Here is a 12626-nt window from a genome sequence, read left to right on the forward strand (position 1 = left end):
TTAGAAATGATAATCTTTAAAAAATTATTAAATAAATTTAAAGAAACTGCTGTTAAAGTAGATGAAGAATCATTAACTAAAATTGATAAATATTTTAATGAATTTAATTCTAAAAGCACTGAAGAAGTTCCTGCTATTGAATTAAAAAATTTAAATATTGACTTTGGTGAAACTTTAGCAGTTGATAATGTTAGTTTTCAAATTCCAGAAGGTAAATTAGTTACACTGCTAGGGCCTTCTGGATCAGGAAAAACAACAACTTTAAATGCAATTGCTGGTTTACTAACAGTTACATCTGGAAAAATCCTTTTTAAAGGGAAAGATGTTACTGACTTTACACCACAAAAAAGAAAAATAGGGTTTGTGTTCCAAAACTATGCCCTATATCCACATTTAAGTGTTTATGCCAATATTGCCTTTCCACTTAAAAACGACTTTAACTGGCAGTTCAAAACCTTTTTAAAACGGGAAAAAGCACGCAACGAAATTAGAATCTTATATTTAGAAAAGCTTGGCGCTTCTGAAACAGAAATACAACAATTACGCGATGCTTTTAATAAATGAGAATTAATTTCTGAAGATTTACCATATAAATTAAATAAAGAATATGCTTATTTAGTTGAAGATTATGAAAAAGCACACACTGAATATAAATTAGCTAGTGTACACGAAACTTCAAAAATTTCACTTTTAACTAAAAACGTTTTAAAAACTAACGATAAATTACGTAGAGATTCAAAAGAAAAATTAGAACGTATCACTGAAAAATATAATTCAGATTTTAGTAATAATTTATTGCAACCAAATCTAAAAGAAGCCGAAATTTTAAAAAATGTTGCTCCTGAGTACGTTAAATATCAAACTTTACCTTATGAGCAAATTTTAGATCATACGAATAAATTAAATAATTTTTCAGCTGAATTAATGAGTGTGAATTTAGACGAATTAACCTTAAAAGATCGTAAAGAAGTTGTTAAATTAGAAGAAAAAGTTTTAAAACTTTTAACTCGCTATAAATTTATTCAAAAACAAAAAGAAATTGTTGACGAATATGCAATTGTTAAAAAACAAAAACAAGAAGCATATTTAAAAGCTAAAAATGAATTTAAACAAACTTTAAAAACTAATGCACAATATTTAGAACTTAAAAAAGATGCCTTAAACTTACCAGTAGTTGCTAAAAAACATTTTTATGAATTAGTTGCAGCATTTGAAACTAAATATGATCTAAAAAATAAATTAGCAAAAGATCGTAAAGGAGAAGGGCCATCAATTTTAAATGATGAAGAAAAACAAACTTTAAAACAACTTGCTAAAAATGATATTCCACTTAAAAAAGCAATTCACAATGAAGTTATGGAAGTTGCTAACCGCGTTGAAATTGTTAAAATCTTACAAAAGAAACCAACCAGGTTATCTGGAGGGCAACAACAACGTGTATCAATTGCACGGGCAATTGTTAAAAAACCAGAAATTTTACTAATGGATGAGCCTTTATCAAACTTAGATGCAAAACTTCGTATTTCGACTCGCCAATGAATTAGAGAAATTCAACAATCTTTAGGTATTACTACTGTATTTGTTACCCATGACCAAGAAGAAGCAATGTCAATTTCAGATATTATTGTATGTATGTCAACTGCAAAAGTACAACAATTAGGTTCACCACTTGAACTTTACAATAAACCTAAAAACCAGTTTGTGGCACGTTTCTTAGGAATGCCTGAAATGGGGCTTTTACCTTCTGAACTTAAGGACGGCAAGTTATTTGTTGCTGGCAAAGAATTTGCAGGAATTAGTTTACCAGATAAAAGCAACTTATCTTTAAATGTTGGTGTACGTAGCGAAGACTATATTATTAAAAAAGCTCACGAGGATTATATGTTTAAAGGTGAAGTTGTTGTGCAAGAAAACTTTGGAAAAGAAAGTAAACTTGTCGTTAATATTAAAGATGTTGGGCGCATTAACTTCTTATTAGATAACTCAGAAAATTATGCAATTGGTGATGTAATTTACTTTGATTTACCAATGAATAAATTACATATCTTTGATGCTGCTTCTGAAGAAAGAGTTGCATATGAATACTCTCAACAATAAACTACATTTATTTATTTCAAGAAATTTACCTTTTTTACTTAATTGGTCCTTAAAGACTCAAGCGAGAAAAAAAGCCGCATTATCACATTCTATTTTAGACCGTAGAACACCGTTGTGACTGCCATTATTATTCTTATTACCTGGTTTTGCATTAATTATGATGTTCACCGTTGTTCCGCTTATTTTAAACCTTAAAGTATCATTATTTAATTCTGATGGTGAACTTACTTTAAGAAACTATGTTAACACCTTCACAGATCCACGTTTTGCAGTAGGGGTTAGAAACTCATTTATTTATGGACTAGCTGTTTTACCTTTTGTAATGGCAATATCACTAACAATTTCTAGTGTTATTGCTAAATTACATCGTAAATGAGCTAAAGGATTTTGGCAAACCGTATTTTTCTTGCCGTATATAACTAATGCCGTAGCTGTTTCAACTGCATTTATCCAACTTTTTAGTTCTAATGGTCTTTTAAACCTCGTTTTAGGTTCAAAAACCCCATGGCTAGAAACAGCTGATCAATTTACCTTTAATGCTTTGTTAGCGATGTTTATTAATGGTATTTGAAGTGGACTAGCATTTAATATCTTAATTTTCACAACCGCGATGCTAGGTGTTGATAAAAACCTTTATAAATCAGCATCAATAGATGGCTGTGGTGAAGTAAAACAATTTTTCAAAATCACCTTGCCGTCTATTAAGGGAACAATCAATTTCCTAATTACCTTAGGAATTATTGGTGGGTTAAAAGTATTCCCATTAGCATTATTTAGTAATAAACCAGAAAATGCCTTTGCATATGGTGGTGGTACCTTAATGCTATATGTATACTTAGTAACAAAAAATGGTAATTTTGCTCTTGCAGGTGCTTCAGCTATTTCACTATTCATAATTGGAGTCAGTTATTCATCTGTAATTCGTGGTGGTTTCTTTATGGTGCAATTAACCTTAAATAATTTAGGAGAAAGAAATGTTTGAGTTAAAGTTAAAGCTACAAAAACTATTAATAGCCAAAAAGCTTAGAAAAAACCAAGAAATTGTTTCTTCTCAAGTACTTGAAAAAAATCTAGTTAATGTTGCAATCAGTGTTTTACTAAAACTGTTGTTACTATCTTTCTTTGGGTTAGTAATTATCTTCCCATTTATCTTTATGATTAATATTTCCTTAATGGCAGATGACGAAGCTGAAGGGTTAAAAAGTACTTTTAAATTTGCATCAGACTTTACTTTAGGAAGAACTTACTTCATTCAATCTGATCCAAATGCAAGCGGAGGGTTTGAAATCAGGCCTTGATCAGAAGTTGTGCAAAATACTTATGATCGTGCAATTAGTTCGGGATATTGGCAATCATTAATGGTTACTTCTGTTAATGTTTTACTATCAGTATTCTTTAAAATCTTTACAACATTCTTAATGGGATATGCCTTTTCATTAAGAAATTGACGTTTTAAAGGTATGATTTGGTTCTTTGCTTTAGCTCTTTTAGTTTTACCTGAAGTAGCCTTATTATCAGGACAATATACAGTTGTAGTTCAAACAAACCTTCGTTCATCATTATTTACAATTTTATTAGCAATGGTATTACCATTTTCTGCAAGTATTTTTAATACTGTTATGTACAAAAATGCTTTTGAAGCAATACCTGCACGTATTAAAGAAGTTTCATTAGTTGATGGAGCTGGAGGATTGAAATACTTATTTAAAGTTGCTTTTCCAATGGTTGTGCCAACAACTTTAACCATTGTTATTTTAACTTCTTTAGCTTCATGAAACTCATATTTATGACCTTCTATTGTTAATAGTGATAATAAGGATTGACAATTGATCTCAATTTGATTATTTAAAGCTGGTTTAGATGAAAGAGATTCTTCTTCCGGAGCTAACGTACAGCTTAATATTAGAATGGCAGCAGCTATTATTGTTATCTTACCAATGTTTGTAGTTTACTTACTATTTAGAAAAAGAATTATGAATGCAATTAGTAGACAAGGTTCTACAATTAAAGGATAAATATGCAAGGATACAAAAGAAAAGTTATTACATGGTCAATAGTTACAGTTTTAGCATTTATTGCAATCATTGCATTAGCAATCTTTTTAGCAAGTTTAAGCAATGTGCTTGAATTACATGAAACAGTAACACTTGATCAAAAAATTATCGATACATATAATTTTGCTCGTTCATACACTATAGGAGGTTTGGCATTTGCATGCATTATTTTCCTAATGGGACTTGTAATTTCATATGCTGGGATTAAGTCTTGAAAATATGTTGAAATGTTTAGTTAATTATCATGAGATTCAATAAGAAATTTAAATTTATTTTTTCTAGCACCTTATTAAGTTCATTAATTCCGTTGACTGCAGTATCTTGTTTATATGACGATGATAATACCGTTATTTTTGCCAAAACTTTTGCTAGGGATAATGGATTCTTAGATAAAACTCGCGTTGCAGATTCAAACAATAAAACCTTAGCCAAATTTGAAGAAAGCCTTTATAAAGCTAATTACTTAACCTATAATTTTTCAAGTATTAATTTAAGATTTAAACAAACAAGGTGAGAAGTTAATAATAATCATTTACAAACTAAAGTTAATAATTTAATTATTCTAAATGGCAAAACCGCTGCTAAAAACGTAACTAAATATGATCAATTAAAAGCCATAATTACCCAAACAGAACAAAATTACAAAACTTACTTAGCAAATAATTCTGATAAAACAGAAGAAAATACTAAAGATATTCAAATTTTACTTAATCAAAATAAATTAGTTTTAAACAGCTTTGACGAAAGATTTGAAGCATTAACTAATTTAATTAATGAATATTATAATGTTAATAATGGAACTCGTTCTTTAAGTGAGATACTTAAAGTTGATCATGCTGGCGGAGTTGAAACACCAGCAACAAAAAATGAGCAAGCTATTAAAAGTAGTTTATCATCAATTTTATCAGCCACAGTTTATAATATTCCACTTGGTGATTTTGATCAAGTCATTATATATCAAGACGTTGAAAAAGTTTTAGAAAATTATGTGAGTGATACACCATGAGCAGTATATTACTACTGGTTTAAACATGAACAAAATGCTAGCTCCAAATCTAGTTTTAATCCAGCGCCGAATATGTTACGTTATGATAATGTTTCATTAAACTATATTGTTGAATTTTCTCCAGCAATTATTAACAACGGACTTTCTACTCCTATATTCCAAAAAGTATGGGAAAAAGTTAACAATGTTCATGGTAAACAAGCTAAGAAAACAGAAACAACAAAAGTCGTTAAAACTATTTGAGATGAATTTTGAAATGTTTCAAGTTCTTATGCTGTTAAAGACGATTTAATTGAAAGTTCAAGCCAAGGAATGGGTTCTGGGTTTGGTCCAATTCATTTAGCAAAAGGGCTTAATCCATCAACGGGAAAAGAAGATGATGCATATAAAATCTTTGCAGAACCTTTAGACGATACTGATGCTTCACAATTCTTGCTTAATCCAACAGAATTTGTTAATGATAACCTTGATAAAATCTTTTTAGCAGAAAAAGAACATAATCTTAAAATTGAAATAGATCTTAAAGAAGAAAATATTAAATCATTAGAAGCTCAAATTGAAAAATCTAGTGATACAGCACAAAATAACCAATGGCGCAACGATATTCGTAGGGAACAAAGAGATATAAATCGTTTAAAGCCACAACTAACAGAAGCTGAAAACTTTAGAGTCAATTTAGCAAGTTTATTAAGTGATCTTAAAGCAAATCCAAACGATGAAACCTTAAAAACACAAATTGAAGAACTTAAAAAACCTTTTGCTAACGATATTGAATTAGTAATGTCAAGATTAAATACAGGTATAAAAAATTCAGCAACCTCACATTTTGGATTAGCCGAATTATTTAGTAATTTATTATTCTTAAATGGTGTTTATAAAGTTCAAGCAATAAAAGGATACAAAACCACCGAGCTTGCAAATATTTCAAAAAATAATGCTAGTTACTGAATTGAATTTGAAGATCATGGCAAATGATATATCTTAGATATTTTTTCACTATTAATGGATCAACAAAAAGATCGTAACACACTATTAGATGTAAATTCATACATACGTGACAATGCTACCGGATACATTATTGACGAACACTTTGTTAATAATGCACATATTAAACCTTAAAAAATAAAACATAACTATTAAAAATAGTTATGTTTTTAGACAAGTTAGTAAAAATATAGTAAAATTAAAAGGTATGAAAATAAAAGGTAGGTTTACATTATTATTTAGTTGCTTATTATTATTTAGCCCTTTTTCTTTAACAATTGCCTGCACCTCCCAGTCTCGAGCTGAATCAACCATCAATGAATTGAATGACTATCTTAAAAAAGTTGAAAGCCAAAATAATCCGAGATATCAATATTATTTACCCATTTTAAAATATAAAGTAAGTTCTTTAAATGGATTTTTAGAAACTCAAAGATCACAAGCATATTATTTTAGTGAAGCACAATGAAATAACTTAAATGCTCAAATAAAAGCAAACCGCACATTTTATAATCAAATTCAAGAAACTTTGGATAAAATTCCTGAAAATGAGATTAATGATCTAAATAAAGGCATAAAATCTGAACAATTATTAGATTTATACTATATTATGCATGGCTTAAGTGAGGCGGAATTTTCATCCTTTAAAGAATTAGTGAAACAACATGGTATTTTAAACTGATGATTAAAATATGCAAAGTCTAAAATAATTAGTGATTATTTAGAAACTGTGCCTTTAGCAGTTGATAAATTAGGTAATTCAGAGGTTTATAAATATTTTGAAACTACACAAAATATTTATTCTTCGTATCATAGTTTTGGATTAGAAGAGCCAACTAAAGAACTTAGGCAAATCGAAAAGTTTGTTAGCGATTATGAAAAATTAGCAAAAGAACGTTTGAAATCTTTAACAAATGTTAATTCTAATGAATATAACACTGTTTTAAAAGATTTTGACAATTTAATTAATACACTTAATGAATGAGATGTTTATTTTAATAATGAATATAATAAATATTTAAATTTAATCAACCTAGTTAAAAGAAGTTATTTTGAAACATTAACGATTAATCCAATTTTAAAAAGTGAAATTTATGAAACCTTAATCAAAAGATTAGAAAACCAAATTCCAGTAATAATTACTTGAATGGATCAATTAACTAAGTATAATCTTAACCATAATTCATATAATCAAACAACTTTTAAAGGATCATTTAAAAATCTTTTAAAAGAAGTAGAGTTTAATAATTTAACTTCTGAACAAAACACAAAAGAAGCAAATTATCAAAAAATGTATCAAGCACTTAATGGTATAGTGAATGTTAAAGATAATTTTGAGATATATAAAACACAAATTAATGAATATATAAAAAGTAGTAAGGAACAATAGTGAAATTAGGAAACACACAACTTGTAATAGATGCAATTGAAAAATATGATAATATAATTATTTTTCACCATATTAATCCCGACGGTGATTGTTTAGGTTCGCAAGCAGGGCTTGCGGAATTAATTAAAACAAATTATCTAGACAAAAAAGTTTATAAGGTAGGTGATAATAAAAATAACCTTTCATTTATGAATTTTGAATTTGATAATATTGATAATATTGATTTTAGTAATTCTTTATCCATTGTTGTTGATGCTTCAAGCGGAGATCGTATCGAACATGCTGAACTTTTATATCAAAAAAGAACCACTGCACGTTTAAGAATTGACCATCATCCGAATGAAGCTGATATTGATTATGAATATAACTATGTTGATGAACATTTTGTGGCAGCAGCTGAAATGATTGCACAAATTGCATATGATGCAAAATGAAAAGTTACCCAAAAAGCTTCTGAATATATTTATCTAGGAATTAACACAGATTCAATCAGATTTTTAAATCCAGATACGAGCAAAAGGACATATCAATTAGTAGCATTTTTAATGGAAAATGGATTTCATCCCAATAAAATTTTAAGTAATTTATATAAACGTAGTTTGGCAGAAATACAAATTGCAGGGCATATTTTATCTAATTTTAGAAAAATTGGGCGAGTTCTATATTTTTATGCTGATAATCAATTTCTAGAACAATACTCACTAACTCCATATCAAGCCTCACAATTTGTAAATGTTTTATCAAATATTGAAGATAATAATTGTTGAGCTTTATTTATTTTACAGGAAGATGGAACTATAAGAGCAAGAATTCGATCAAACGGACCATCAATGATTCCGGTAGCTAAATCTTATGGAGGCGGAGGTCATGTTGACCGGGGAGGCTTCATATTACAAAATACCAGTCAAATCACTAATGTTATTAACACATTAAACCAAGTAATACAAGATTGAGAAGGAGAAACCAAATAATGAAAATAGGAAATACAAAAGTTGCCATTGATGCAATTGAAAAATATGATAATATAATTATTTTTCACCATATTCGCCCTGATGGTGATTGTTTAGGTTCACAAGCCGGACTTGCTGAATTAATTAAAACAAATTACCCAAATAAAAAAGTTTACACAATAGGTGATAATAAACATAATTTTGATTTTATGAATTATCACTATGACCCACTTGATTCTCTTGATTTTAACAATTCTTTAGCAATTGTTGTTGATGCTTCAAGTGGGGATCGTATCGAACATGCTGAACTTTTATATCAAAAAAGAACCACAGCACGTTTAAGAATTGACCACCACCCAAATGAAGCTGATATTGATTATGAATATAACTATGTTGATGAACATTTTGTTGCTGCTGCTGAAATGATTGCACAAATTGCATATGATGCAAAATGAAAAGTAACCCAAAAAGCTTCAGGGCATATTTATCTAGGAATTAACACTGATTCAGGACGCTTTTTATACCCAGATACAAGTGCTCGAACTTATCAACTAGTTGCTTTTTTAATGGAAAATGGTTTTCATCCAAATGAAATTTTACATAACTTATACAAACGTAATTTATTAGATATTAAAATTTCCGGTGAAATGCTTTCTAACTTTAAGCAAGAGGGACGTGTATTGTATTACGAAATGAGACAAGATTTTTTAGATAAATATCAAATTGATTCATTAAAAGCAGCATTATATGTCAATGAATTAGCAAACATTGAAGATAATTCATGTTGAGCTTTATTTATCCAAATGGAAAATGGACAAATTAGAGGTCGTTTAAGATCTAATGGACCACTAGTTAATGAGGTGGCTTCTCACTTTAATGGTGGTGGTCATGATAATGCAGCTGGTATTACATTAAGTAGTTTTGATCAAGTTCCTGAAGTATTAAAATTACTTAATGAAGCTATTATAAAATGGGAAGGTAAATAATATGAAAATAGGTAATTTAGAATTAGTTACTAAAGAATTATATAAATATAATAGTATTGTGATCTTTCATCATATTCGACCTGATGGCGATTGTTTAGGCTCTCAATTTGGACTTAAAGAATTAATTAAAACCAATTTTCCTGATAAAAAAGTTTATGCAATTGGTGATAGTAAAAACTCGTTTAGTTTTTTAGATTTTAAAATGGATGAAATTCCTAGTGATGAAGTTTTAAAACAATCATTAGGAGTCATTGTTGATGCTAATTTCAAGGAAAGGATTGAAAAAAGAGAAGTTTTAGATAAAAATTTATTTGCTAAGGTGATTAGAATTGACCATCATCCAAATGATGATGATTTAGGTGATACTACTACTAGATGAGTAGATAGTTCATATTGTGCAGCTGATGAAATGATTACTGAAATTGCAGTAGTTAATGGATGGAAAATTACTCCTAAAGCTGCAAACTATTTATATTTAGGAATTAATACTGATTCAGGGCGCTTTTTATTTAGCAGTGTGTCAGCTCGTACTTTAAGGCTTGCCTCTAAATTATATGAATCTGGTTTAGAAGCAGACTTTGTCCATAAAAACCTATCGCTAAGTTCATTAGAAGATTTAAAATTCAACTCGTGGCTTTTATCAACTTTAAAAACACGTGATGGCGTGGCCTATATCCAAAACTCACTTGCAGAAACAAAGAAATATGGAAAAACATCAAATGAGTCAATGCGAGTTAATGCAATAGCCAATATTAAAGGTTTCCCAATTTGGGTGCAATTTTTAGAAGAAGAAGATGGTAAAATTAGAGTTGAATTTAGGTCCAATGGTCCAATTGTTCGCAATGTTGCTGTTAAATGAGGTGGGGGAGGACACGAAAGAGCCTCAGGGGCAATTATCAAATCATTTGACTTAGTTGAACAAGTTATTGATGACTGTGTTTTAGAAGTTAAAAACTATTTAGCAAAAAATTCTTAAATAAAAATTATAAGAAGTTGCAATAAACAAAAAGTTAACATTTTAAACATGGACAGCAAAATTTAACATTTTAGTAACTTATAATGCCATTGCAAATTGCTTTGGCGTTTTTCAGTTTAAGTTTGATTGAATTCGATCGTTATTATACCAAACTACATATTCTTGTATCATATCATTAAGTTCATTGAATGTTATTTTGGAATAATCTAAATCATTTAATAATTCGGTTTTAATGATCCCAAACCAATATTCAATTTCTCGATTATCAAGTGAGTTTCCCACTCTTGATAACGAAATAACGCCACCAATATTTTGAACTTCTTTAATATATTGATGATGTGTATATTGAAAGCCATGATCTGAGTGAATGATAAAATTTTTGGGTTTGTATTGTTTTAATGAATTTAAAGTGTCTAAAACTAGTTCTAGATTATTACTTCTTGATAATTTAAAACCAACAATTTGTTTAGTTTTATGAGACAAAATTGCAGACAAATAAACGTGTGATTCTAACACGTCTTTTGGTGCTTTTATATATGAAACATCAGTTGCATAAATATTTCGATTGTTTTGATCGTTATAATCACGATTTACGAAGTTATCAATTTGTGAAGATACATTTTTAATTTCTTTTCGTTTTGATTTTTGTCTAAGCTTACATTTTAGGCCTAAAAGGTTCATATATCTCCCTAATGAACGTTCGTTTATATCTATTTTGTATTTTTTAGATATGTAAACACTTAGCTTTAGCCTTCCATATCTTGACTTTGTTTCTATGAACGATTTTTCAATTACATCACTATGTTTAGGGAGTTTTTGTGAAATTTTAATCTTATGAGTTTTAGAAATCGTTTGCCTAGAAATGCCAAAAACTTCTGAAAGTTTCACATAACTTATTCTAAAACTTTTTAATTCAATAACTTTCTTACTTTTGGGTAATTCATTGGTAATTTCATAATATCTTTTAGCTATTTGTAACAAATCATCACGATCAAAAATATCTCAATTTGGTTCTCTTTGCTTCTTAGGTTTGCCGCTTCCTTTTTTGCGGCTTTCCCCTTTCTTTGTCTGTAATAAGTCTTCCATACCTAAATTATAATACTTAATTATTTTATTAATTCTAACTTTTACACTATTTCTTTGTAAGTTTTTTGTTTCTGGTGATATTTGGTAAATAGCTTGGAAAGCACCTGGGAAACCTGATTTTTGATATTCTTCATATATTTTTGCAAATTCTTCTTTCTTTAAATGTCTTGACATAATTTATCCTTTCAAAAAAATTCTTCGTTGGTACCAACGAATGGTAACAGAAAAGCTAACATTTACATGTTAACTTTTCTGTCCGGCTTTATTTTAATGTTAACTTTTTCCTTTAAAAAAACCAAATTAATGAACCATTATAAATAATAAATAATCATATATAATTTATATATAGATCAAATACATTAACATAATAATAAAATTTATAACATGATTAAAGGAGAAATATATGATGCCAAATAAAATTAAAAAATTATTTGTATGTTCATTACCTTTATCTTTACCATTTATAACATTTTCATGTACACCTCCTCAATCTTCTAACCCAGCAAATGGGAATAATTTTAAACAAAAAGATATTGTGAAAATAAAAGCTTTTATATCCCCTACAGTAAGTAAAAATTTAACCAAGATTAAAAATGATAACTATTATACACTTAATGCTGGATTTTTTGAAAGTGTTGACACAAGTAAAAAAATGTATAATTGAGTTAAAATTCAAAATAAAGAAGATTTTAACCAAATTATTATTAAGAGGTTCCAACAGCTAAATAGTCGTGAAGGTGTCAACATAAGCGATACCGAAATAAAATCTCAATTTGAAAAAATTACATAAATGATCAAGATGTTTATGAGTTTTTAGAAAACAATGATATTTATATTAGTGATGATAATTCGTATAGTGCATTTGATACATTTTATAATATTGAATTTGTGGATAGTGATTCAATAAAACTAAATATATTAATTAACGAAATGATCAAACCAGAACGAGATGTAGTACCTGGATATAGAATTTGAAGTGTTTTTAGTTTACCAAAAAACAAAAATGTGATAATGCAAATTAATGGAAAAGATATTACACAATAATAATTTTGAACTTAAATTATTAATAAATTCAGGTATAATACTTCAAAATGTAA

The 12626-nt window shown here is 28.4% G+C and carries 12 protein-coding genes; 11 read left to right on the top strand and 1 reads right to left on the bottom strand.

From position 1 onward, the window contains the following. Positions 1 to 6 precede the first annotated feature (6 nt). The 9 genes from AC0B4S_RS01910 to AC0B4S_RS01950 all read left to right on the top strand — a co-directional run bounded on the left by AC0B4S_RS01910 (position 7) and on the right by AC0B4S_RS01950 (position 10443). Positions 7 to 2097, top strand: coding sequence for an ATP-binding cassette domain-containing protein (locus tag AC0B4S_RS01910; RefSeq protein ID WP_465101436.1), 2091 nt, complete (start codon positions 7 to 9; stop codon positions 2095 to 2097). Next, the gene (locus tag AC0B4S_RS01915; protein ID WP_465101437.1) at positions 2078 to 3124 is read left to right on the top strand and encodes a carbohydrate ABC transporter permease; all 1047 of its coding nucleotides are present in this window, start codon (positions 2078 to 2080) and stop codon (positions 3122 to 3124) included. The genes AC0B4S_RS01910 and AC0B4S_RS01915 overlap by 20 nt, the downstream gene beginning before the upstream one ends. Further along, entirely contained in the window at positions 3072 to 4112 is a 1041-nt protein-coding gene (locus AC0B4S_RS01920) for a carbohydrate ABC transporter permease (RefSeq protein ID WP_465101438.1), read from the top strand. Before AC0B4S_RS01915 ends, AC0B4S_RS01920 begins: the two co-directional genes overlap by 53 nt. Positions 4113 to 4114: 2 nt before the next feature. Further along, positions 4115 to 4390: a hypothetical protein gene (locus tag AC0B4S_RS01925; RefSeq protein WP_465101439.1), complete on the top strand. Its 276-nt coding sequence runs from the start codon at positions 4115 to 4117 to the stop codon at positions 4388 to 4390. Positions 4391 to 4395: 5 nt separating this feature from the next. Then, the gene (locus tag AC0B4S_RS01930; protein WP_465101440.1) at positions 4396 to 6276 is read left to right on the top strand and encodes a hypothetical protein; all 1881 of its coding nucleotides are present in this window, start codon (positions 4396 to 4398) and stop codon (positions 6274 to 6276) included. 73 nt (positions 6277 to 6349) lie between these two features. Then, positions 6350 to 7531 (top strand): hypothetical protein, encoded by a 1182-nt coding sequence (locus AC0B4S_RS01935; RefSeq protein ID WP_465101441.1) that lies wholly within the window; start codon positions 6350 to 6352, stop codon positions 7529 to 7531. Continuing rightward, the gene (locus AC0B4S_RS01940; protein ID WP_465101442.1) at positions 7531 to 8502 is read left to right on the top strand and encodes a DHH family phosphoesterase; all 972 of its coding nucleotides are present in this window, start codon (positions 7531 to 7533) and stop codon (positions 8500 to 8502) included. The genes AC0B4S_RS01935 and AC0B4S_RS01940 overlap by 1 nt, the downstream gene beginning before the upstream one ends. After that, positions 8502 to 9467, top strand: coding sequence for a DHH family phosphoesterase (locus AC0B4S_RS01945; protein ID WP_465101443.1), 966 nt, complete (start codon positions 8502 to 8504; stop codon positions 9465 to 9467). The genes AC0B4S_RS01940 and AC0B4S_RS01945 overlap by 1 nt, the downstream gene beginning before the upstream one ends. A gap of 1 nt (position 9468) precedes the next feature. Then, positions 9469 to 10443, top strand: a complete 975-nt coding sequence (locus tag AC0B4S_RS01950; protein WP_465101444.1) for a DHH family phosphoesterase — start codon at positions 9469 to 9471, stop codon at positions 10441 to 10443. 78 nt (positions 10444 to 10521) lie between these two features. On the opposite strand, the gene AC0B4S_RS01955 is transcribed toward AC0B4S_RS01950, so the two are convergent. Next, the gene (locus AC0B4S_RS01955; protein WP_465101445.1) at positions 10522 to 11703 is read right to left on the bottom strand and encodes an IS3 family transposase; all 1182 of its coding nucleotides are present in this window, start codon (positions 11701 to 11703) and stop codon (positions 10522 to 10524) included. A gap of 229 nt (positions 11704 to 11932) precedes the next feature. Here AC0B4S_RS01955 and AC0B4S_RS01960 point away from each other — a divergent pair, with 229 nt between their 5' ends. Together AC0B4S_RS01960 and AC0B4S_RS01965 are read left to right on the top strand one after the other, a co-directional pair. Further along, positions 11933 to 12319: a hypothetical protein gene (locus AC0B4S_RS01960; protein WP_465101446.1), complete on the top strand. Its 387-nt coding sequence runs from the start codon at positions 11933 to 11935 to the stop codon at positions 12317 to 12319. A gap of 98 nt (positions 12320 to 12417) precedes the next feature. Continuing rightward, positions 12418 to 12573, top strand: a complete 156-nt coding sequence (locus AC0B4S_RS01965) for a hypothetical protein (RefSeq protein WP_465101447.1) — start codon at positions 12418 to 12420, stop codon at positions 12571 to 12573. The last annotated feature ends 53 nt before the right edge of the window (positions 12574 to 12626 follow it).

The organism is Mycoplasma sp. 6934, assembly GCF_055523595.1.